Genomic DNA, 22,701 nt, shown 5'->3' with positions numbered 1-22,701 from the left:
AGAAGGGCAGTATGACCAGTGGGCCAGCAGGATCGGAAAGACACGTGCGAGTCGAAGGAAAAAGAGCGCGAACGACAAGCCAGCAGAACCAGAGGCCAGCAGGATCGGAAGGACAGGATAAGGAGAACAGAAAACGCAATGACCAGAAAGGCATCAGCCTCGGGCTCAACAGGCGAAGGCGCCGGGCGTGCCCGGGATCGGAGTGCCTTTGGGGATCTGCTCCGGGTATGCGCCGTTGAAGCAGCCCAAGCACAGGCTCGAACCCTGACGGGTCGCGCGGACCATCCCCTCCATTGACAGATACGACAAGGAATCAGCGCCAATCGAGGCTCGCACCCCCTCCACATCCATTGAAGAGGCGATCAGCTCCGCCCTCGTTGGAAAATCAATACCGAAGAAACACGGCCAGGCGACCGGCGGGGAGGAGATCTTCACATGGACCTCGGCGGCCCCGGCTTCGCGGAGCATACGGACCAGGGCCCGCTGCGTGTTCCCACGAACGATCGAATCATCAATGACGATCAGACGCTTGCCCGCGATCACTTCACGCAAAGGATTGAGTTTGAGACGGATGCCGAGCTGTCTGAGGGACTGAGTCGGCTGGATGAAAGTGCGACCCACATAGGCGTTCTTCACCAGGCCCTGAGCGAAAGGGATCCCCGAAGCTTCGGCGTATCCAATGGCGGCGGGAGTGCCCGATTCAGGGGTTGGGATCACAAGATCCGCATCGACCGGCGACTCCTGGGCGAGGATCGCCCCCATTTCTCGCCTGGCTGCAACGATCTGGCGATCCCCGATCACCGTATCCGGGCGGGCGAGGTAGACGTACTCGAAAACGCACGTGTTCGAACGCCTCACCGCGAAGTGACGCGAATGAACGCCAGTAGAGTCAATCGCGACAAGCTCACCGGGTTCAATCTCACGGACAAAGCTCGCACCACACAGGTCCAGGGCCGCAGTTTCGGAAGCGAGGACCCAGCCCGAGTAGAGGCGCCCGAGCACCAGCGGACGATACCCGTGCGGGTCGCGCGCCCCATACAGCGTGTCCTCATCCATGAAAACCAAGGAGAAAGCACCCTTCAGACGGGGCAGGACCTTCAGTGCAGGGGCGACGAGGGCGGCCGGTTCGGCATCAACACTGACTGAAACCAGCTGCTCACCAGGGGTTGCAGACGACGCATCGCCCTCTCCGATCGGATCGGCGAGGGCGACAGCAGGAGGGATGAAGGGGACGGGGCCGGGAATCCGTTCGGCAAGACCGAGCAGGGCCGTCACAACGGAAGTGTCGGTGGAGGCGCCCCTTTCGACGTCCTCGCCCTCGTCCGCGATTGAACGGGCCAAGTCTCGAAGCTCGACTGTATTCGTCAGATTCCCGTTGTGGCACAGCGCAAGAGTGCCGCTCGGTGTCGGCCCGAGGGTCGGCTGCGCGTTCCTCCACGTGTCCTCGCCCGTTGTCGCGTAGCGCACGTGTCCGAGGGCGAGATGCCCCTGCAAGCCCTGCAGGGTCTGTTCAGTGAACACCTGATTCACTAGGCCCTGGTCCTTGTAGACGAGGATCTGTTCCCCATTCGAGGTCGCGATCCCCGCGGACTGCTGTCCACGATGTTGGAGGGCGTAGAGGGAGAAGTAGGTAAGGCGCGAGACGTCCTCGCCCGGCGCCCACACGCCGAACACTCCGCAGTGGTCGTGTGGGCGGTCGTCCTCGAAGATCTCGCGGTCGGTCAGTGTCTGGTCCATGTTCACGGATTCAGAGAGCACGGGACCACTGTCTCACACAAGGGCGAGATGACGCTACGGGCGCCCACGGAGGAAGAAGGCGAGATACACGACTGAAGCGAAACGCACGACTGGCCGCGATGCGCGAGTGAAGCGAAACGCACGACCGCGGAGAAAAGCGCGACTGAATCGACATGCACGAGTAAATCGGCAGACGAGGACGAGGGCGAAGGCAAAGTCCGGGCAGAGGGTGAGGTGACGGCACAGCACGGGCCGGAGCCCATCGCCCCATATGGCGAACACCATCGCTCACACGGAGCGGGCGACGGCGTTGACAACGGAAAGAACGCCAGGAGCCGAACTCCACCCCTCGAACTTTGCGAACTCGACCTCATGCACAGGCCGGCACCCACCCCACCAATCCGAAGCGCCATAATTGAGGGGGCGCACGCCCGCGCGAACCGACTCGAAAACCCCTTGGAGGAAGCCCATGGCCTCGCCCGTCCTCAGCGTCGTGAGTTGGGCGTTCTCACTGCTCGTGACCCTGATCGGCATTCTCGCTCTGACGCGCGGTGTCATCTCCTTGGTACGACGAGTCCGCGAGGGCACGCCCGAGCCCGGGCGCATGCGCCCCGTCGGGAAACGCACGTGGATGCTGCTCACGACTGCACTCAGCCACCGCGAGTTCAAGGGGCGCCCCTGGGTGAGGCTCGCGCACTGGTTCGTCATGATCTCCTTCCCACTGCTGTTCCTCACGCTCATCACAGGCTACGGGCAGCTGCGCAATCAACACTTCACACTGCCCCTGATCGGCCATTTCATCCCCTGGGAGTGGCTGACGGAGTTCTTCGCATGGGGTGGGCTCTTCGGAATCATCGCCCTGATGATCATCCGCGCCAGATCAGGCCGAGGCTCCGCCGCAGAAGCGGCCCTTTCGAATGACGAGCCCGATCAGGCCGCAGCATCCCTCGGCGCCCGCAAGGGCGAACTCCCCTCAGATTTGTCGCGCCCGCATCCGCGCGACGGCTCCCCCAAGGGCACGGCCTCCCGCTTCCTCGGTTCAACCCGCTGGCAGGCGCTTTTCGTCGAGTGGGTCGTGCTCATCGTCTGCGCCTGCATCATCACACTGCGAGGCCTCGAGTTCGCCCTCGAATCTGTGACGCCCGGGGCTGCCCTCGGAGTAGGACTGGTCTGGCATTTCCCCCTCACTTCGTGGATTGGCACTCTCCTGATCGGAGCGGGCGCAAATGCAACGGGCATCGCGAACGGCGTCGTCCTCGTCGCAACTTTGAAGATCATCACCTCAATGCTGTGGATGATCGTCGTCGGCGTTCAGACCTCCATGGGCATCGCCTGGCACCGCTTCCTCGCCGTCATCAACGTGTATGCGCGCCGCAAAGCCGACGGAAGCAAGTCCCTGGGCGCCGCCGACCACATGCTCATCAACGGCAAGCCCGTCACCTCCCCGGACGTCTTCGATGACCTGGACGAGGACACAGTGCTCGGAACCTCGAGCCTGGCCGAGCTGTCCTGGAAAGCGCGTCTTGACCTGTACGCCTGCACTGAATGCGGCCGCTGCCAGGAGCTGTGCCCGGCGTGGAACACCGCTAAGCCCCTCTCCCCCAAGCTCCTCATCATGTCAATGCGCGACCACATGGAATCCGCATCGAAGAAGGAGATCGTCTCTCAGCAGATTTCAGACGCTCAAGTGCCCGGGGAGCGAAGCGCCAAAGAGCTCGCAGCATCTGGTGAGATCATGCTCGACAAGGGGGTCGACCCAAGTCCCCACTCCCTCGACCTACTGAAGGTCTTAGCCGCATCGGGGGCAACAGGCCCGATGGGCGTCGCCGATGTTGATGCTCCCCTCGTTCCCGAGGTTGTCTCCGAGGAAGCCCTGTGGGACTGCACCATGTGTGGCGCATGCGTCGACCAGTGCCCTGTCGATATCGAGCACATCGACCATATCCTCGACCTGCGTCGCCACCAGGTCCTTATGGAGTCCGCTTTCCCGCGTGAACTCTCCCGAGCTTTCCGCGGCATGGAGTCCAAACAGAATCCCTACAATCAGCCCGCGCGCAAGCGCCTCGACTGGGCGAAGGATCTTGACTTCGATGTTCCCGTCGTCGGCGAGGACCTCGAGGATGCTTCTGAGGTTGACTACCTGTTCTGGGTCGGGTGTGCGGGAGCCTTTGACGACTCGGCGAAGAAGACGAGCGCCGCGATCGCCGAGCTCCTCCACACTGCGGGAGTGTCCTTCGCGGTCCTCGGTTCTGGTGAGTCCTGCACGGGCGATCCTGCGCGCCGAGCCGGGAACGAAGTGTTGTTCCAGATGCTTGCCGCCCAAGCCATTGAGACTCTCAACGAAGCGAAGCCACAGAAGATCGTCGTCTCCTGCGCGCACTGTTTCAACACGATCGCAGGCGAGTTCCCCGAACTCGGCGGCCATTTCGAGGTCGTTCACCACACTCAGCTCCTCAACCGCTTGGTCCGGGAGGGACGCCTCACCCCTGTCGCTGCCCCCGGCGTAGCCAAGCGCAGTGCTGCCGCCTCCGTCACTGCCAACCGCGGTGCTACCACCCCCGTCGCTGCCGAGCCCGGTGAGCAAGGCGAGGCGCTCGGAACTCCCCTGCACGTCACCTACCATGACGCTTGCTACCTCGGGCGTCACAATAAGATCTTCGCGCCTCCCCGCGAGCTCCTTGCTTCCCTTCCCGGAGTGGAACTCGTGGAGATGCCCCGTCATGCAGATCGCGCCATGTGCTGCGGCGCGGGTGGTGCCCACGCCTGGTTCGAGGAGTCACGCGGCACCCGCATCGCAGATGCCCGGATCGCCGAGGCCGCGTCCACCGGCGCAGATGTTGTCGCGACCGCATGCCCCTTCTGCTCCCAGATGCTCGGCTCCGCTTCTGGCGCATCCGCCGGGCTGTTCCCCGTGCTTGCTCCCGCTTCTTCTGCCTCCGCTGGCGTGGGGGATTCAGATTCGACTGGCGTTGCTCCTGGCGCGGGCACAGGCAAGTCTGGCGGCGCCAGGGTAGGAGCTTCAGCGGGCGCGGGCACGAGTGCAGGTTCCTCAGCAGGCGCGGATGCGAGCGCGAGCGCAGGTGCCTCAGCAGGCGCGGGCGCGGGAGCGAGCGCAGCTACGGGTGCCGACGCAGGCGCACAGAGAATCCCGCTCGTGAAGGATGTTGCGATCATGCTGCTCGAATCCGTGCGCCGTGGACAAGCGCAGCCCCCTGTCGAAGGGGAGTGAGCAATCGGAGACACCCAGCGGAATCCAAGTGGGGTGCTGAGGATCAGTTTTCCGCACAGAGGTCTTCTACTCGCTCGCTTCGAGTGATCTCAGCTTTCCAGATTCGCTGTTCTCAGCTGCTCCATTTCGGTGTTTTCCGCTGATCTCAAGGGGCGTCCCTCGTCCTCGTTGAGGATGCACAACCATCGGGCCTCGTCCGCCTCTTGGTCGGCAAGCTACCGAAGCGCCCCTGAAGCTGTGAAAGAGTACGACACTCCGTCGATGCTCTGTGTTCCGGTCACCATTGCGCCCGAAGAATCCAGGTAATACCAGGTGTTGCCAAGCAGCAGCCACCCAGTGCGCATCGCGCCCGAAGCATCCAGGTAATACCACCGGTTCCCAAGCTGCAACCAACCGGTACGCATCGCGCCCGAAGCATCCAGGTAATACCACCGGTTCCCAAGCTGCAACCAACCGGTACGCATCGCACCCGAGCCGTCCAAGTAGTACCAGACATCCCCGAGCTGCAGCCAGCCGGTACGCATCTGGCCGCTGTCCGGCTCCATGTAATACCAGGTTCCGTTCACGGCCACCCAGGTGGTGAGCATTGCCCCGTCGCTGGGATGCAGGTAGAACCAATTTCCGTTGTGCGCGTACCAACCGTACTGAACCTGCCCGCTTGCAGCGAGGAAGTACGTGACCCCATTGATGCTCAGACGTCCGCTCTGCATCACGCCGGTCTGCGGATCGAGGTAGTACCACTCGCCGCCGATTTTCGCCCAGCCTCCTACTTGGGCACCGTCGGCCCCGTAATATCGCCAGCCGGATTCGTCCTTGACCCATCCGCTCGCCATCTCGCCACTCGAATACAGCAGGTAGGTCTTGCCCTTGATCGTCTGCTGCCCGGTCTGCATGATCCCGCTCGCCGGGTCGAGGTAGTACCAATTGCTTCCCACGGCGGTCCAACCATATGCGCGTGCACCGTCGGGCTTGTAGTAGCGCCAGCCCGTTCCTTCCTGTTTCCAGCCGGTGAACATGGCACCCGTACTCTCGTCGAGCATGTACGTGCCGGACTGAATGGACAGCTCGCCCTTGTGCAGCGCACCGGAGGGATCAAGGTAGTACCAGTTCCCTCTGAAGGCATACCAGCCGGTGAGCACCCTGCCGGACCAATCGAAGAAGTAGACCTCGTTGTTGATCAGGGCCCAAGTATTCGACACGTAAGAGTTCGAAGAGCTCGTGCGGAAATACCAGGTTTCGCCGTCGGCAACCCACTGGCCCGTCACAGCGATGGGCGCGCCGGGAGTACCCTCGATAGCGCTCGAGGAAACCTCCAAGGCGGCCTGGCGAACCTTCCACAACAGCGGGTAGGCGGCATCGCCCGGGCATGCGGTGTAGCCGTTATCGCGGTGACCGGAGATGCGGGGAAGTGTCACCGCCGTGCCCTTCGGGTACTTCCCATTCCCCCGTGAAACGTACACGCCCGATGAGGAGGGAGACACCCCCGCCTTATCAAGGTGCCAGCCTGCGAGAGCGCCGACGCTTGAAAGAGTCTCATTACTCGGAGCGACCGAGGTGTAGTTTCCGAGCATTGAAATGCCCATTGTTCCGGTGTTGAAGCCCAGCGAATGACCTGCGGCCACCATGTTGCCGCCCGAGGAGTTCAAGCTCCCCCAGCGGCCCTCGAAGGCCTGACCGCATTTGTCGACGAGGAAGTTGTAGCCGATGTCCCCCCAATCCAAGGAATAGGCGTGGTACTGGTAGATGCCCCGGACGATCGAGTGCGACTGAGAACATGTGTAATTGTTCGTCCCCACCGTGTGGTGGACGACCACGAAAGGCGCATACGAGTATTCGGCCCCCCAGTCGTAAGGTTCGGATGCGCTCCCACCCCATTCGCTGCGCGTCACGACGGGAATCGGAAGGCCATTCGCGGTCGTCGTCGCAGGGAAAAGGCTTCGCAAGAAGGCAGAGCTCTTGGCTCCGATTCCCCTGCCCGTGGGTTTCGGCGCACCCCATGAGGGTTCGAGGACGGGTGTCGCATCGTCAGAAGCCGAGGCCGCACCGGATTCTTGAGAAGACGCGTTCTCGGAGGAAGAAGCTGCCTGCCTCAAGGACGAGGCCGCGCCCGAAGCCTCGGAAAAGGAATCGTATAGTCCTTCATCATTCGACTGGTCGAGCGGCTCATTCAGGGGCGTTCCGCCAGCGTTTGTCGTCTCTATCTCAGATTCTTCAAGGATCTTCTCGCCCTCGGCATTTTCCGGGACGAGCACCAGTTCAAGATTCTTCGGCATCTCTTCCGCGCCGGCGACAAGAATCTGTACTCCTGTTGCGCCTGCGGTCACGAAAGGCTCAGTGCCTGACGCCTCTTGTGCGTCATCGGGGCGAGTGTCGCTATCGCGTTCAATCTCGTACCAGTCGGACCAGGTCTGACCCTCTCGGACGCGAATGAGGAAGGTCCGTTCATCAGTTGAAGCAGCGGAGTCATCCCAAATGAAACCTGCGACGAAGAAGTCTGAAACCTCCAGGGGCTCGGTTAAGACTTTCGTGTCTTTGATCAGCGCGTCTGGCGAGGACGAGAGGGGCGAGAGCGATGAAGACTCTCCTTCTACTCCTTGTGTTGAACTGGGGGATTGAGTGGCCCCCTCTTTCGTGCTGAGGGTTTCTTTCCTTCCTTCTTTTGCACTTGGTGTTGCAGCGCTGCTTTTTTTCGCGTCGTTTTGCGCAGAGAGCCACAGATTCAAGGGGTTGAGTGGTCTTCCCGATGCTTGGCCGGAAGAGAGCGGCAGTTTGTCGAGACCCGCGCTGGCAAGCTCAGTTGGGCTTCCCGTTGATGTCGTGAGCGCGATCCTCATCACCGGGTGGGAGGGTTCATCCGCTCTGTCTGTTCCCTTCGTCGGCGCCGACACGGGGCCGAGGGCGAGGACCGCGGAAACGACCGCGCCGATCAGTGACGCCGAGGACAACATTGATACTCCTGAGACTCATGTGACAACTCAAAAGAAAATAGCACGAACTGACACGATAGGATAGGACCTTCCTGAAGAAAAGGAGCAGCATACAGGGTCCGAGCTTGATAACCTCCACTCCTCGCAGGGGCTAATCGGAGGATTCACCCGAAAAGGGTGCTCCCCTTACCGAAAGGAGCGCCGCACCATTGTCGAACAAGTCCGAGTGTCTCAGCGAGAAAAAGCCCCGTCCCTTATCGATCGAAGCTCCTATGTCTCCTCGAACGAAAGTACTCCCGGGCATCGAGGATCGGTGCCCACCACCTATTCCACAATCGCACGCCAAGCAACGCCCCCACAGTGCCGAGGAGGAGCGAGGCAATAGAACCTACGAGAGTTGCCCTACCAGCGGCGATGAACACAGTTGTCAGCGCGACAAGCACAAAAACCGAAAGCACTTCGCCTTTACGGAAAGCACCACTCGGCCTTTGCTTCACAAGCACGAGCGACACAGTTGAAAGAGCTGCAGGGAAAGCGATCGCCGAGACGATATACGGCACCGGCCCCAAAGCCAGTAGTGCCATGGCACTCGAGACAAGCCCGGCAGTCCACATGCTGACGAGAAGAGCTGATGCTGCCGCTTTTTCACCACGACGGCGAAGAAGAGCCCAGACGGCAAAAACCAGAAGCAACGCTCCCAAGAAGGAGAAAAGATACCCGATCCCCCTCGCAATAAAGACAAGGGCGCCCTCGGCACCCGTAAGAGGAACGCTCAGCCCTGCAAAGGCGAAAGCGCCGCCGACATTCTTCGCAACAACACCGAAAACGCCGATCGCCATGGCGCAGCCTGCAAGCAGCGCCGTAGGAAGGGGCCCGGTCCAGAGCGCGTGAATGGACTCAGTCGCTTCAGGAGAATCAGACGAAGCCTCGTCAAAGAGTCCATGAGACGAGGACGGGACAGCCCCTCGGGGAGGCGAGTAGGAACGCGAGGATCCTCCTTCAGAACCGAAAGGAGTATAGGAGCGTATTCCTGCGGGCCGAGACTCGTAGTCGTGCCCTGTTGAGGACTGGGTGAAACGCGGAAGGGAACCTATGCTTCTTTCAGTTCCCGCTTGTGCCTCGGCATTCGAATCCTCATAAGAATGGGCCTCGGGGGCTCCTGCATCGTTCGACGCCTCTGCGTCGCTCGGCGCCTCTGCATCGTTCGACGCCTCTGCGTCGCCCGGCACCTCTGCATCGCTCGGTGTCTCGTCCTCGAAGATGAGCTCGACTTCCCGGGGCTCCTCGGCGTCCTGCTCGCTCATGCGCTTCTCCTTCATGTCACCCCTATCCCAGCGGGTGCCTCTGAGACAATCCTGAGCGCTTCCTTAGCCTCGACTCCAGGGCTGCTCGCCTTTCGATACCATCCCTGGGCCACCGAAGCGAGGCACTGTCAAGCTTTAGCGTCCTCAACATGGTCCTCTCTCTACGTGACCGAGGAGAGGCGGGCCCCCAAGGCGAGGCGCTGTGGCGATCCCCTGAGACCCAATGATTCTCCTCCACTGGAGCCCCGAACCTCCCGCCCCCGAAGCCTCCACAAGCTCGCGCGCCGCAAGTCTCGAGAATCCAATGCCCCTCAGTGCGCTAGGGAAGCCCTGAATCTTGCGCCCCTGGAGTCTCCAGAACCTCCCCCTGAAGTCTCCTGAATTTCTCACGCCGAAGACTTGCGACTTTTCCGCACTGGAGCCCCCTCAGTACACGATTCATGTGCTCCCCCAAAGGGCTGCGACAACGTCAATGGGGGTTCAGTCGGCCAGAGCGTCATCGAGAGCAACGAGGAACCCGTCCTCGTCGATGACGGAACCAGAAACAGCCCTCGCGATCAGGCTCGCAGCTCTTTCGATGTCATGAGAGGAGCGGATCCGCTCAAGGCGAGCGGTGCGTGAAGGCCGAGTTGGCGCCTGCAGCGAAGCGGCTTGCAACCAACGCAAGGAGTATTCGACAACGAACCCCGTCGTCCACGACTCCCAGCGGAGTACCTGCGGTGGAGTCGGCACCAAGCAGACCTCAATCGCAAGATCTGAGCGATTCGCAATCGGGGTGAGTAACGTATAGCCCTCGAGCAAGTGGTTCTCTCCACCCACCTCAGGAGAAACGCTCTTCTGTGCCCGAAGAATCTTCATCTCGATCTCCGCACGAGTCAGGCCTGCTGCCTCCAGCGCCCTCTCGAGTGCTGCATCCTCAGCCCGAGTGGCCTTGGCTTGCCGGACGGCAAGTTCACGTGAATCACGGATCTGCGGGAACTCTTCAGACAGGAGAGCCACCAACTCTCCCGCGTTCAACCAACGTGGGCTGAACACGCTCAACGACACCGCAGAATCCGGGTCCGGCGCGATAAGTTCCCCTGAATCCGCAATCCGGAGCGCGCCCCCGAGGCGGCGAGCCATGCGCTTCACAGCTTCAAGCACCCGATACTCAAGACCCGTTGGCATCCCCTCTGGGAACACCTTCGCCCACTCGTCAACCCCAATGGCCCATTGCGGCACGGGGCTACGTTGAGTATGCGGACAGCGCAAAACCCACACCTTCGTCAACACCGCGGGGGTCCTCAGCTCTTTTCGCGCAGCAAGGTCGAGGCGCCACGGGCCTTCCAAAAGCACGCCACTCGTCAAGCGAAGCCGACCCGCTCCCTCCCAACGAGCATCATCCCAAATTGAAAGTGCGAGAGCTTCGATCTCCGCCTGGTCGACCTCGTCAGAAAGAAGGAGCAAATGATGCGAATGCGCATCATCCAAGCCGATGACGCTTTCAGGTTCTGAAGCCGACAGGCTCGCAGCGATCGGCGAAAGGGCATCAGCGCGTTGCACACCCCCCTCGCCTACGACGAAGGACGTGGAGAAATCCGCGAGGGAGGACAGGGCACGCAAAGATGTGGAAGTCAGATCCGAGGGGTCTCCGAGTGGAGCGAAGAAGTCGATCTCATCTGCCCGCCCACGAGCCTGCCCCTGGGAATGCGGTTCTCTCCCCTCGGCTCGTCCGTCAGCCTGCGGGGGTGCAACTGTGGAATCCGAAACCTGAAGGCGCGCAGCAACCGGTGGGTGTTCAACACGGGATTGGGCAGCCTGCCGCTGGTAACGTCCACCCTGGGATTGTGCACCCTGGGCAGGGGTGCTCTGGGAATGAGTGCCCCGGGATTGGGGAGTTTGCCCCTGGGAATGAGTGCCCTCGGCACGTGGGTCCTGGGATTGGGGAGCCTGCCCCGAGGAATGGGTGCTCCGGGAACGTGGGTCCTGGGAATGGGGAACCTGTCCCTCGGAATATGCGCTCTGAGAGCGAGGAGCTTGTCCCCTAGCTCGCGCGTCCGCCTGCGACATCCGCTCGCGCATTGATGTCCGACGCGGGACCCCGCCCTCGTTCCCTGGAACTGAATGTGCCACCATCCTTCGCCTGTCAGTCTCCGATTCTCGTGCGACTGAAACGCAAGTGGGTACGCGAGGGAGTAGGACCTCGCTGCCCCTGATAATGAGAACCCAAGCCCTCAGAACCGTAAGGGTGCTCAGCCGGTGAGGACAGATCGAAGAAGCACAGCTGTCCGACCTTCATCCCCGGGTGAAGCAGAATCGGCATTGTCGCAGTATTCGACAGTTCAAGAGTCACATGACCAGAGAACCCCGGATCAATGAATCCAGCAGTCGAGTGAGTCAGCAGACCAAGACGGCCAAGAGAAGACTTGCCCTCAAGGCGTGCGGCGATGTCATCGCCGAGGCTCACGCACTCGTAAGTCGCCCCGAGGACGAACTCTCCCGGATGAAGAACGAAAGGCTCATCCGGTCCAACATCGACCTCGTGAGTGAGTTCAGACTGTTCAACAGCAGGATCGATCACGGCGTAACGGTGATTGTCGAAAAGGCGGAACAGACGATCAAGACGAACGTCAATGCTCGCCGGCTGGACCAGGGAACGGTCCAGAGGATCTAAGCGAATGCGTCCGGAATCGAGGCCGGCAAGAATGTCGCGATCGGAGAGCAGCATGGCCTGATTCTCTCATGAGCACCTCAAGGACGGGGCATGGGTCGCGCTGAAGGTTTCCGTCTACAAGCAGGGTTCGGCGTCCACCTGCATCGGGGGTGCCTGGCCACAAGCAGAGGGTGCCTGACCGCAGGCAGGGGGACCTGGCCACGCGCAGCGGCGGTGTCCGTCCACAACTCGCACAACCTCAAGCCTCTGCCGAGGGGTGCCTGGCCACAAGCCGCACAACCTCAACCCTTTTGTGGGAACTTCAGCTCTCCCACCTGGGCAATCACCTGTATTCGTTCTCTTATGGTCCGACTTGTGCCCCAGTCCCGCGCCAGGGCCGCACCCACTGTCCGACTTGTGCCCCAGTCCCGCGCCAGGTTGCGCCCCAGTCCCACACCAGGTTGTGCCCCAGCCCCGCGCCAAAGCGTGCACCCACTGTCCGATTTGTGCCCAGTTCCCCACAGAAACCCCTGTGCCCAGGCTTGCACCCCCACCCTCCTCACACCCGCACCCCCGATCCTTCCCCTCCTCGGATTCCTTTAGGCTGTGCCCGTGCCGACATCCACGACGAGGCCGACCCCGCCCTCGCACACACAACTCGCGAGCATGCGCGAAAAGATCCTCGACTGGTTCGACGCGAACAAACGCGAGTTGCCCATGCGCGCACCAGGGAATTCGCCCTGGGGAACGCTGGTTGGCGAAGTCATGAGCCAGCAGACGCCGATGCCGCGCGTTCAACCGATCTGGCAGCGTTGGATGGAGCTGTGGCCGACCCCGCAAGACCTTGCGGCGGCGAGTCCTGCCAAGGTTCTCGTCGAATGGGAACGGCTCGGCTACCCCTCGCGGGCGCTTCGCCTGCGCGAGTGTGCGATCGCGATCGCGAAGCGGCCCGGAGGCCGGGTTCCTGCGGATTACGAGGAGCTGTGCTCCCTACCGGGGATCGGCCCCTACACGGCCTCCGCACTCATGTCCTTCCAGTTCCACGCCCGAATCGCGGTTTTGGATACGAATATCCGACGAGTGCTCGTACGTACTGTGCTGGGATGCGAGCGGCCCTCGTCCTCTGCCCCATCCAAGCAGGAGCGCATTCTGGCCGATTCCCTTCTGCCCGTCGAGGGCGCCGAATGCGCGCGCTGGAACGTCGCGATCATGGAGTTCGGTGCGCTGCACTGCGTCCAACGCTCGCCCGCGTGCGATTCTTGCCCGCTCGTCTCCTCATGCAGGTGGTTCCTCGCAGGTAAACCCGCATCGGAACGACGAGGCAGGGCTCAGGCGTGGGCGGGCACGGACCGTCAGGCACGAGGACGAGTGATCGCGCTGTTGAGGTCGCTTCATCGCAGCCCGGATGAGGCTAGAGCAGAGGATGCATCCCCTTCGGTTTCACGAGCGCAGGCTCTTGAAGCTGCGGCACTTCCCGGTGCGGACGCGGATCAGGCGCCCCGGGTTCTCGCGAGCCTTATCACGGATGGACTGGTGGTGATCCAGGACGAGGATCGAATCGCACTGCCGAGCAGCTGATCCTCCCTTGTCTTGCGCGGTTGACACCATGCTGCGCGGTTTTCGCAGCATGATCCGAGCCTCTTCGAAAAACCCCTTCTCTTTACCTCTCCTTTCCTTGGCTGGAGGCGTGGGGGCGTTCCTGCCGAGGCAAGGACGCAGCATAGCGAGGGCCACGCGCAGGGAGTCTTCCGGGCGAGGCGCGCGACATAGCGAGGGACTCTAGCTGTATGCATAGCGAATCTTCGGGGTTTGCGCGAACCTGGCCTTCTCTTCCGATGTCGCCCGAACTTTCCGGTGTTGTGCGAGCTTTCCGGACGGCCCCTGCGCCAGAAGCCTCACGTCCGCTCGCATCCGGAAGTCTCGTCGTCGCGTTTGCGCAGGGTGTCGGTGATTCTCTCACGTCCGCTCGCATCCGGAAGTCTCACAGGCACCACCTCACGCGCTTTCATGCCTCGAGCCTCATGCGTTCTCGCATCTGGAAGGCTCTCTGGTGTGGAGACGGGCATGATGCCCGGGCACTCACGCCCCCTCATATTCGGAAGGCTCATGCCCTCTCACATCCGGAGCCTCACGCCCCCTCGCATCCGGAAGCCTCTCGCGCTGACGCGAAGGTGTGGGCGGGTGCGGCCTCACGCCCCTCTCGCCCCCTCGAAGCTCATGCGTTCCCCCGGAAAAGCCTCATGCGCTTCTCACAAAAACAGCCGCAAGCTGCGGGCGAATCCTCAGAAACACCCGCAGCCTGCACCTCCTTCGAAGCACCTCGATTCAGTAACGGATCGCGTCGATCGGTTTGACTCTCACCGCAGCAAAAGCCGGGATAATCCCACACAGCGCGCCAATCGCCGTCGAAATCGCCACACCGGAAATCGCCGCATTCACCGGGAAAGCCGGTTTGCCTTGGAGCACAATGTCGAGGCTTTCCAGCGGCAAGAACCTCACGATCACGATCGCCAGCCCAACACCAATGACACCCGCAACGAAAGTCGCGACCACCGACTCCATGAACACCGCGAAGAAGACGCGCTTGGCTGAGGCTCCCATTGCTCGACGAATGCCGATTTCGCGGATCCTCTGCCTGACGGTCACGATCGCCACGTTCAAAAGCCCGAGTGCACCGAGGAGAATCACAATCCCACCAACAATCATGACCACGGTCTGCGCGGTCTGGAGGGCGGATTCACCGGTCTCAACCTTCTCGCCACCATAAACCGAGCCCTTCCACCCCTTACCGAGAATGGCGGCGAGAGCATCTGGGAGGACCTCCCTGGCCTGTTCGGCCTGCTCCTCACCGCTCCAGACGAGCATCTCGACCGAAGGGCGAGCTGAAGAGCCTGTTCCTGAAGAGTTCGGACCTCCGAGCTTGACGAACTGCCACGCCCGGTAGTCCACGTACATCTTCGCTTCGTCCCACTGGGAGGATGCGTCGATGACGCCGACGACCCTGTAGCGGGTTTTCGCCTCATCATCGGAGGTGAGGATGATCGGGTCCTCGATCGGTGCGCGTCCCAAAGAGTTCCACAGGATCGAGTTGATGACGACCGGCACGAGGCGTTGATCAGCATCTCCCTCTTCTATCCAGCGGCCGTGTGAGGGCTGGAGGCGGAAGATCGTCGAATAGCTCGGGTCAACCGCGTAGACACCGATCTCACCGTTTCCTTCGAGCCGGTTCTTAATGGTCGGGTAGCCGCGGAATTGCCCTGTCTCCTCAGCTTTCCAGACCTCTTCGAAGGAAACATATCCTTTTTCGAAGCGAGACCAGTAGGGGATCTCGAATCGAGAGGCGAGCGTTTCCATGGCCTCACCCATCGGGTCGGAAATCCCTCCCGGACTTACGTTCGCGCCCTCGTTCTGTCCTTGTCCCTGTGGATTCTGTCCTTGTCCCTGTGGATCAGGGCTCGCGGCGTTCATCGGATTGCTGCTTCCAGATCCGCCGTAGTTGTGCTCAGAAACCGATACCTCAGTGCCTTCGCCCTCGTCCTCGGAAACCTTCGAGGCGCTGACGTGCAAGGTGACGGAGCGCCCCATCTCCGCGTCGATCATCTCGCGACTCGCTTGGAGGACGAGATCACCGAGGGCGATAACGGTCGACATGGCAGCAACTGCGGCGACAACACCGACGAGGGAGAGGATGACGCGGGCTTTCTGTGCCTTCACTTCCCCCCACGCCTCGACGATTGGACCAAGAATCTGCTCAGGCGACATCATGCCTTCACCTCCCTTGACTCGCTCGAAGGCAGTGAGACCCGCCCCTCGTGAAGCGTTCCATCGTAGAGCTCAAGCACCCGGTCGGCCCGTTCGGCGACCTTCGGGTCGTGCGTGATGACGAGAAGCGCGGCATTATTCTCCGCGGCGACTGTCTCAAGGAGTTCCATGACGCTCCCACCAGTGTCAGGGTCGAGGGCGCCGGTGGGCTCATCCGCGAGGATAATCTTCGGGCTGCGCACGAGTGCACGCGCGATCGCAATGCGCTGCTGCTCACCACCAGACATCTGGGTCGGATGCGAGTCCACTCGATCGCCGAGGCCGACGCGCTCGAGCATGCGGGTAGCGAGCTCTCGGCGCTTCCAGAATCGTGCGCCATTGGAGTAAAGGAGGGGAACCTCGACGTTCTCAAGGGCTGTGCGAGCGTTGAAAATGTTGAACTGCTGGAAGATGAAGCCGACGGTGTCACCTCGAAGGCGTGCCCGCCGCCCCTCTCTAAGGGAGGCGACATCTATTCCGTCGATCGTGTATCTGCCCGCAGTGGGCAGGTCGAGCATTCCGATAATGTTGAGCATTGTCGACTTGCCCGTGCCCGAACGGCCGACGATCGACACGTGCTCACCTGCTTCCACCTTCAGGTCCACTCCAGTGAGGATCCGAAGGTCGGATTCGTCTGGCAAGGTGACTGTCCTTGTCACCCCTTCGAGTTCGATGAAGGACATCTCAGCTATCCGCTTCCGAGGTTGTGGCACTGTTGCCTGCGATTGGGGCTCCGAGATCGCCTGTGTCGGATTCTCGCTTCGTGTTGTCTTTCTTCGCGCTCGGTGTGAATTCGAGGACGGAGTCGGATTCGCTCAGGCCCTCGGTGATCTCGACGATCTTCCCATCGGTGATACCGAGCTTGACCGGGTGCTTCTGTGGTTTGGTTCTTTCCTCGCCCACGAGGTACACGTAGCCGGTTTGGAAGCGGCCCTCGACTGCGCTCACAGGAAGTGTGAGTACCTGGCTCGCCTGTCCCGAAACGATCTCCATGGTCAGTTGAAGGCCTGGGAAAACCGTTTGTTCAGCGGGAATCGGGCATTTCGCCTGAATGCCGGTCTGGGTGTTCTGCTGGTTGTTCTGGTCCTCGGACTTCGTGGTTTTCTCGGGGGTCACGATCTCCAGGCCTGAGCAGGTGAAAGGTGCTGGGCCGTTTGTGATCGTCAAGGTCGCTTCGCTTGGCGCATTTTGAATGCGGTAGAGCTGGTCGGCATTCAGGGTCGCGAAGGCTGAGAAGGTCGAGGGTTGGATCGTGGCGACCGGATCGCCAATCGAGAAGCGCTGTCCGATCAGCGCATTCAGATGGAGTGTCCCCGTGGCGTTCGCGTAGATCGTCGTATAGCTGTAGGTCGTCGGAGTGGTCTGCATCTGCGGAGTGCCCTCTGCGTCAACACTCGTCGTTGTCTCCCCGGGGATTTCCTTGCGAACTTCGAGGATCGGGGTTCCCGACTCGACAGCCGTGCCGTCAAGAGCCCCGATGTAGGTGACCTCACCCTCGCCGCTCGCTTTCACTGTCACCGAAGGATCGGATTGGACGGTCCCTTTTGCGCGGACTGTGTTCGTGATGTCAGCTTTCGTGGGGGTAACCGTGATCTGCGTGTAGTTCGCATCCGGATTGAGTGATTCGGCCGTATCGTCTCCGTTCGCTGGGAAGAATGCGAACTTCACGAGGGCGAGCGCGATGATCGCCCAAATCAGTGTCCGTGCAATTGCGAGGACACGCTTCGATCGGGTCGACGACGACATGGAAACTCCTCAGATCCGTAGAATCGATTGGATTCGCGTGGAATCACGTTCAAATTAGAGGAGGAAACGGCCCTCGAGGAGGATTCTCAGGTAAGAACCGGGGGAGTCTCAGGGTTCTTCCGGGGTCCCCTGGTTTCTGGTCTGGTCCCAGATTCTTGTTTCTCTTCCTGCGCACCCACACCCCAAACACAATCTCGCACCGGGTCCGACGCATGCACCAACGCCGAGATCACAACCAGGGGAGACAAGACCCTCCCCTAGACCTGCACCCTCACCCCAAACATGATCTCGCACCGGGTCCCGGCCTTGCACCACCGCCGAGATCACAACCAGGGGAGACAACACCCTCCCCTACACCCGCACCCACACCCCAAACACAATCTCACGCCAGGTCCAACGCACGCACCACCACCGAGATCACAACCAGGGGAGACAACACCCTCCCCTACACCCGCACCCACACCCCAAACACAATCTCACGCCAGGTCCAACGCACGCACCACCACCGAGATCGCGGGTTATAGGACACAAGTGTCCGCATCCCCTTTTTGTCCTATAACCGGGACTAGTGCTGGCATGCAACGACGGCTCGACGCTCAGAGAGCGCAAGAAGGGCAGAGCGTAAGAGCGTAAGAGCGTAAGAGCGTAAGAGCGTAAGAGCGTAAGAGCGTAAGAGCGTAAGAGCGTAAGAGCGTAAGAGCGTAAGAGCGTAAGAGCGTAAGAGCGTATGCGATATCGACAGTAGGACAGCCGGGAGCCCATAGCGCGTAAGAGGGGCCTGCTTGCTGGTATGCAATGACGGCTCCACGGTCACCGAGGGCAAGAAGGGACTGGCGCCAGTATGCGGCGAGTCCGACACAGTCGCCGCTGTGCCAGTGAATGCACAACTGGCCCGGCGAATGCCGGGCCAGCCTGATCGAGCGGGCGACGGGAATCGAACCCGCCTCTGAAGCTTGGGAAGCTTCCATTCTACCGATGAACTACGCCCGCCAACTTCGCAGCAGCGAAGCGACTCACCAAATCATAGCCGGACTCGCCGCGAGCGTCCACGTCAACACAAAACCACAGGTCGCCAGGAATACAAAAGGCCCGAAATCGTGCAGCCCCCACGTCTCCACGAGCGGGGGAACGAACACAGTTGTGCCCGGGAGATCTCCGAAACGCAATCTCTTGAGGGCATTCGGCGAGCACAGACGTTCCAGTCACAATGAACTCACAGTTCCCACGGGCTCCTCGAAGCTCAGATTCCTACGGCACGCGCCCCACAGACCACTCCGACAAGACACACCCAAACCGACCCGGCACGCGCCCCACAGACCACTCCGACAAGACACACCCAAACCGACCCGGCACGCGCCCCACAGACCACTCCGACAAGACATACCCCAGACCGACGCGGCAGGACATCCCTCGGAGCAGCCCAAGAAGACAGTCTCTATCGCCACGAGCTCGACTCATCCATGCGCTTCATGCTCCTAGACTGAGCGCGTGACTCCCACTCCAGTCGTCGCCGCCGCGATAGTCGATTCCCTGGCCAATCCGCGCCACCTGCTGTGTGCCGCACGCGCCTACCCGCCTGAGCTCGCTGGGGGATTCGAACTGCCCGGCGGCAAGATCGACGAGGGCGAGGAGCCCCTGGACGCCCTCGCACGTGAAATTCATGAAGAACTCGGGACCAGGATCTCCATCGGACCTGAGGTTCTCACCCCCGAGGGCGAGTGGTGGCCGATCATGCAGGAGCGCCGTATGGGCGTGTGGATCGCCGAGGTCGAGCAGGGCGCTCCCGAACCGGCCCCGAGGGGCTCGCATTCCGAACTCCGCTGGGTGCCCCTTGAGGAACTCGCACTCCTCGATTGGATCGGAAACGATTTACTCATTGCGCTCGCCGTCGCGAATCGCTGCGCGAGAATGCGAAGGATCAACTGACAGCACGGCCCCGCCTCTCATCTTTTCCCGCCGCTGCCTCCCGGACTCTCTTGCCACTCCGACTCCCGAACTCTCTCCATGCCGTTCCCGTCCTCTTCTCGTCCGAGGCTCCCACTCGCTTCGCCAGATTCGACTTCACCAGGGTCTGCTTCACCACCCATTTGACGACACGCCAGCCTGAAGTGTCAGAATGTCACTATGCCGAAAATCATCGGGGAAAGTCTCGCCGACCACCGCACATTGACGCGCAAGAAGCTCTTCGACGCTCTCGGACAGCTCCTCGCCGAGCAGCCCTTCGACACCATCACCATGTCGCAGATCGCCACTCGCGCCAAGGTCGGACGCACCGCCGTATACAACCATTTCGAGGACAAAGAAGTCCTCCTCCTCGCCTACATGTCTGAAGCGACCAAGGAGTTCGCGAATATTCTCGCCAACGCCGTCGAGAATGAGCCCAACCCCATTGAACAACTCCGCCTCTATGTGCGCACCCACCTCGAAATGACCAGCCGCTATCATCTGGCGGGCCGCATCCATTTGCGCGACCAGGTCTCAAGCCAAAACTCCGGTCACCTGCACGAACATGCGAATGTCATCGGCATGATGCTGCTGAGGATCCTCGGCGACGCGATGCGTCAGAAATTGATCCCAACGCAAGACGCCTACGGCTTGATCAGACTGATCCAGGCATGCCTCGCGGGCCAGCATCTACCAAGTTCCCAGCCTGAGCGCCGCACTCGAATCACCCAGATCGAAGCCTTCATTCTGCGCGCGGTCGGTTCACCGGCCTCGACGATCTCGAAGATCCCCTCCCCGATCAGAACTGGCGACAACCTCGAATCGGCTGAAGACCGCGAGACCTCATACATGCGCTGCCCTGTTGCGAATTGAAAGATCCACACTGGCGTCCCCCTCCAACCAGCAGCACCCCATCGATTCCGCTCGACACAACACCAGCGCCCACAGACGAGGACGAGTGCAAGGAAGCAGCCCGGGCGAAGAGGAGATCAGGATCACGAAGAAGCCTGAACAGGAACACAGACAAGCCTAAAGGGGACGCGGATCACAGGTCTTTTCCCGCTGTCGCGGAATACTCGCGTATAGGGCATCGTTGGAATCAACGAAAGGGCGAGAGCCCGAATGCGCAACGCCACCGGCGCAGCGCTCATGACCTCGGGCCCAGCCCGACTGACCCCGGGCTCAGCCCGACAACCCAAGGAGACCGCATGGCCACCGTCGCTCTTACCGCAGACACCTTCGAAAAAACCATTTCCGACAACGGCATCGTCCTCGTCGACTTCTGGGCCTCCTGGTGCGGCCCCTGCCGTCAGTTCGCCCCCGTTTTCGAAGAGTCCTCGAATAAGAACCCCGACATTGTTTTCGCCAAGGTCGACACCGATGCTGAGCAGGACCTCGCCCGCGCCGGCGCGATCACCTCGATCCCGACCCTCATGGCCTTCCGCGATGGCATCGCGATCTTCCGCCAGGCCGGCGCCCTGCCCGGCCCCGCCCTCGAGGACCTCATCTCGCAGATCCGCGCGCTCGACATGGACGAGATCCGCAAGCAGATCGCCGAATCGGAGAAGTGATTTCCCGGCGACCATAGGCCACCCACGAGTAAGAGAGTAGGATAGGTCACAATTCCGCTCCTCATCACCCAGGCCGAGCATGCGGCTTCACCCCGCCTCAGCCTCGACGAGCAGGACCCTTTGGCCACTCCTCTTTCGACTCGGAAGGACCACCCGCATGGAGTACCTTGCACTCACCGGGTGGTCCTTCTGCGTCCTCTTCCTCATCTTTTTCCTCCACGAACGCGCCACCTCGAAACACTTGCGCAAGGAACTCGAGTCACTCCGACTCCGCGCCCTCGAAACCGCGAATGCGCCCGCTGTTCTCGCCCACGAAATCCGAACCCCGCTCGCCCTCATTCGCGGAGCGGGGGAACTTTTATCCGAGGGGATGGCTGGGGAACTCACGGACACTCAACGCCAGTTCCTCCACACGATGATGACGAACACTCAGCGCGTCATCGCACTGGCAGAATCCATGCTCACCGACCTCAAATTGCACTCATCCGACCCGCTCGCCACAGAGCCCGTGGATATTCGCGAGGTCGTGGCCTCCACCGCCCGGGAAATGCGCCGGATCAGCGATACCCCGATTCGAGTGGACGCCCCCGGCGGAGTCCTCATCGTCCCGGCGAACGCGCCGATGATCCGACAGCTCATCTGGAATCTGCTTAACAACTCACTACGCCACGCCTCTTCCGAGGCGGTGATCGTGTCGGTCGCACCGGCTGAAGGCGGTGGCGCACTCATCTCCATTGAAGACTCGGGGACGGACATTCCCGAGGATGAACAAGAGACAGTCCTCGCCCCCTTCATCTCCGACTCTGCGCCAAACCCGGGGACGGGCATCGGTATGGCGGTCGCTGGCCGCATTGTGGAGGCCCACGGCGGAAGCCTCATGATCGACTCTGTCGAAGGACGAGGAACCGCCGTCCACATCCGTCTTCCGGGAGAACGATCATGACCCCGCGAGCGCTCGTCGTCGACGACGAACCCCAAATGCTGTCTATCGTGTCGTTCGCCTTGCAGACCCAGGGCTTCGAATGCCTGAGCGTTGCGAACACCGCACGCGCCTGGGAGCACTTGGCCGCCCACAGCGTCAATCTTGTGGTCCTCGACATCATGACACCAACCGGTTCTGGCATCGACCTCGTCAAGCGAATCCGAGCCCGCGGAGACGATGTTCCGATCATTTTGCTGACCGCCCTCGGCGATGAAGAAGACCGGATCGCTGGCCTGGAGGCCGGGGCCGATGACTATGTGACGAAACCTTTCAGCCCGCGCGAGTTAGCGCTGCGCGCCCAGGCGATTGTCAGGCGCTCCACGCCCGCAGCGCCAGAGCGAATACTGGACGCGGGCGAGCTGCATATCGACGTGGATCGGCACGCCGCCTCATGGAAGGGCGAACCCATCACCTTGAGCCCGACCGAGTTGAAAGTCCTCGCGACCCTCGTGGCTCGCGTCGGCCAAGATGTCGCCTGGCGTGACCTGCTCAACGAGGCGTGGGAAACGACTGACGCAACCGGTGCCCACAACATGATCAAGACGACGATCTACCGCCTGCGCCGTCAACTCGAACGCGTGGGCATGGACCCGGGTGTCATCCAACCAGTGAGGGGGCGCGGTTATCGCCTCCTCATTGACGAGGGCGAACAGCCCCTACCCGAGTCTTGAGGATTCACATCGGCTCCTCCTGACGAGGCTGCCGCATGGCCGTCCGTCTCCACACTAACGAGAGTCAACACGAGCAAATCCCCTCCGAACTGGCAAGAGGTAACCTGAGCCCCCAGATTGCAGCCCCCGCCCGAATCTTGAGGATTCACACCCCCTC

At 61.4% G+C, this 22,701-nt stretch carries 15 protein-coding genes and 1 tRNA gene; 7 read left to right on the top strand and 9 right to left on the bottom strand.

Annotated elements, in window-relative coordinates:
- Positions 1-165 precede the first annotated feature (165 nt).
- A complete protein-coding gene (gene purF, locus FFA61_RS00435; RefSeq protein ID WP_040313825.1) occupies positions 166-1,737 on the bottom strand; it encodes an amidophosphoribosyltransferase in 1,572 nt (523 codons plus the stop codon).
- A gap of 469 nt (positions 1,738-2,206) precedes the next feature.
- Here purF and FFA61_RS00430 point away from each other — a divergent pair, with 469 nt between their 5' ends.
- Complete coding sequence (locus FFA61_RS00430) at positions 2,207-4,966, top strand: (Fe-S)-binding protein (RefSeq protein WP_005962477.1); 2,760 nt, start codon at positions 2,207-2,209, stop codon at positions 4,964-4,966.
- Positions 4,967-5,181: 215 nt separating this feature from the next.
- Here FFA61_RS00430 and FFA61_RS00425 read toward each other — a convergent pair whose 3' ends face one another.
- The 4 genes from FFA61_RS00425 to dcd form a co-directional block, all read right to left on the bottom strand.
- The gene (locus FFA61_RS00425; protein WP_005962479.1) at positions 5,182-7,914 is read right to left on the bottom strand and encodes an N-acetylmuramoyl-L-alanine amidase; all 2,733 of its coding nucleotides are present in this window, start codon (positions 7,912-7,914) and stop codon (positions 5,182-5,184) included.
- A 233-nt stretch (positions 7,915-8,147) separates the two neighbouring features.
- Entirely contained in the window at positions 8,148-9,197 is a 1,050-nt protein-coding gene (locus FFA61_RS00420; protein WP_040313568.1) for an ICP22 family protein, read from the bottom strand.
- A gap of 480 nt (positions 9,198-9,677) precedes the next feature.
- Entirely contained in the window at positions 9,678-10,739 is a 1,062-nt protein-coding gene (locus tag FFA61_RS00415) for a PRTRC system protein E (protein WP_131247191.1), read from the bottom strand.
- Between the two features lie 583 nt (positions 10,740-11,322).
- Positions 11,323-11,904, bottom strand: a complete 582-nt coding sequence (gene dcd / locus FFA61_RS00410; RefSeq protein ID WP_005962482.1) for a dCTP deaminase — start codon at positions 11,902-11,904, stop codon at positions 11,323-11,325.
- A gap of 591 nt (positions 11,905-12,495) precedes the next feature.
- Between dcd and FFA61_RS00405 the strand changes: the two genes are divergently transcribed.
- Complete coding sequence (locus tag FFA61_RS00405; RefSeq protein ID WP_005962483.1) at positions 12,496-13,407, top strand: HhH-GPD family protein; 912 nt, start codon at positions 12,496-12,498, stop codon at positions 13,405-13,407.
- A 747-nt stretch (positions 13,408-14,154) separates the two neighbouring features.
- Here the strand turns inward: FFA61_RS00405 and FFA61_RS00400 are convergent.
- The 4 genes from FFA61_RS00400 to FFA61_RS00385 all read right to left on the bottom strand — a co-directional run bounded on the left by FFA61_RS00400 (position 14,155) and on the right by FFA61_RS00385 (position 18,366).
- Positions 14,155-15,594 carry an ABC transporter permease gene (locus FFA61_RS00400; RefSeq protein WP_005962484.1) on the bottom strand — a complete coding sequence of 480 codons (1,440 nt, stop codon included), beginning with the start codon at positions 15,592-15,594 and terminating at the stop codon, positions 14,155-14,157.
- Entirely contained in the window at positions 15,591-16,313 is a 723-nt protein-coding gene (locus FFA61_RS00395; protein ID WP_005962485.1) for an ABC transporter ATP-binding protein, read from the bottom strand. The genes FFA61_RS00400 and FFA61_RS00395 overlap by 4 nt, the downstream gene beginning before the upstream one ends.
- Before the next feature lies 1 nt (position 16,314).
- A complete protein-coding gene (locus FFA61_RS00390; RefSeq protein ID WP_005962486.1) occupies positions 16,315-17,376 on the bottom strand; it encodes a permuted SH3 domain-containing protein in 1,062 nt (353 codons plus the stop codon).
- 919 nt (positions 17,377-18,295) lie between these two features.
- A tRNA-Gly gene (locus FFA61_RS00385) sits at positions 18,296-18,366 on the bottom strand.
- A 498-nt stretch (positions 18,367-18,864) separates the two neighbouring features.
- Between FFA61_RS00385 and FFA61_RS00380 the strand changes: the two genes are divergently transcribed.
- The 5 genes from FFA61_RS00380 to FFA61_RS00360 all read left to right on the top strand — a co-directional run bounded on the left by FFA61_RS00380 (position 18,865) and on the right by FFA61_RS00360 (position 22,544).
- Complete coding sequence (locus FFA61_RS00380; RefSeq protein ID WP_005962488.1) at positions 18,865-19,302, top strand: NUDIX domain-containing protein; 438 nt, start codon at positions 18,865-18,867, stop codon at positions 19,300-19,302.
- Between the two features lie 198 nt (positions 19,303-19,500).
- Entirely contained in the window at positions 19,501-20,193 is a 693-nt protein-coding gene (locus FFA61_RS00375) for a TetR/AcrR family transcriptional regulator (protein WP_005962490.1), read from the top strand.
- Positions 20,194-20,528: 335 nt separating this feature from the next.
- Positions 20,529-20,891, top strand: coding sequence for a thioredoxin (gene trxA / locus FFA61_RS00370; RefSeq protein WP_005962492.1), 363 nt, complete (start codon positions 20,529-20,531; stop codon positions 20,889-20,891).
- A 157-nt stretch (positions 20,892-21,048) separates the two neighbouring features.
- Positions 21,049-21,834, top strand: a complete 786-nt coding sequence (locus FFA61_RS00365; protein WP_005962493.1) for a sensor histidine kinase — start codon at positions 21,049-21,051, stop codon at positions 21,832-21,834.
- On the top strand, positions 21,831-22,544 hold the full coding sequence (locus tag FFA61_RS00360) for a response regulator transcription factor (RefSeq protein WP_005962494.1): 714 nt from the start codon (positions 21,831-21,833) through the stop codon (positions 22,542-22,544). Before FFA61_RS00365 ends, FFA61_RS00360 begins: the two co-directional genes overlap by 4 nt.
- The last annotated feature ends 157 nt before the right edge of the window (positions 22,545-22,701 follow it).

This window comes from Schaalia cardiffensis F0333 (genome assembly GCF_005886435.1).
Taxonomy (GTDB): domain Bacteria; phylum Actinomycetota; class Actinomycetes; order Actinomycetales; family Actinomycetaceae; genus Pauljensenia; species Pauljensenia cardiffensis.
Note: the sequence above shows the minus strand (reverse complement) of the source record. Positions and strands in the feature narration are given on the sequence as shown.

What these genes read in the sequence shown, in the direction of transcription:
- purF (WP_040313825.1), bottom strand. Translation starts at nt 1,737, where the DNA reads ATGGACCAGACACTGACCGACCGCGAGATCTTCGAGGACGACCGCCCA.
- FFA61_RS00430 (WP_005962477.1), top strand. Translation starts at nt 2,207, where the DNA reads ATGGCCTCGCCCGTCCTCAGCGTCGTGAGTTGGGCGTTCTCACTGCTC.
- FFA61_RS00425 (WP_005962479.1), bottom strand. Translation starts at nt 7,914, where the DNA reads ATGTTGTCCTCGGCGTCACTGATCGGCGCGGTCGTTTCCGCGGTCCTC.
- FFA61_RS00420 (WP_040313568.1), bottom strand. Translation starts at nt 9,197, where the DNA reads ATGAGCGAGCAGGACGCCGAGGAGCCCCGGGAAGTCGAGCTCATCTTC.
- dcd (WP_005962482.1), bottom strand. Translation starts at nt 11,904, where the DNA reads ATGCTGCTCTCCGATCGCGACATTCTTGCCGGCCTCGATTCCGGACGC.
- FFA61_RS00405 (WP_005962483.1), top strand. Translation starts at nt 12,496, where the DNA reads ATGCGCGAAAAGATCCTCGACTGGTTCGACGCGAACAAACGCGAGTTG.
- FFA61_RS00400 (WP_005962484.1), bottom strand. Translation starts at nt 15,594, where the DNA reads ATGATGTCGCCTGAGCAGATTCTTGGTCCAATCGTCGAGGCGTGGGGG.
- FFA61_RS00395 (WP_005962485.1), bottom strand. Translation starts at nt 16,313, where the DNA reads ATGTCCTTCATCGAACTCGAAGGGGTGACAAGGACAGTCACCTTGCCA.
- FFA61_RS00390 (WP_005962486.1), bottom strand. Translation starts at nt 17,376, where the DNA reads ATGTCGTCGTCGACCCGATCGAAGCGTGTCCTCGCAATTGCACGGACA.
- FFA61_RS00375 (WP_005962490.1), top strand. Translation starts at nt 19,501, where the DNA reads ATGCCGAAAATCATCGGGGAAAGTCTCGCCGACCACCGCACATTGACG.
- trxA (WP_005962492.1), top strand. Translation starts at nt 20,529, where the DNA reads ATGGCCACCGTCGCTCTTACCGCAGACACCTTCGAAAAAACCATTTCC.
- FFA61_RS00365 (WP_005962493.1), top strand. Translation starts at nt 21,049, where the DNA reads ATGGAGTACCTTGCACTCACCGGGTGGTCCTTCTGCGTCCTCTTCCTC.
- FFA61_RS00360 (WP_005962494.1), top strand. Translation starts at nt 21,831, where the DNA reads ATGACCCCGCGAGCGCTCGTCGTCGACGACGAACCCCAAATGCTGTCT.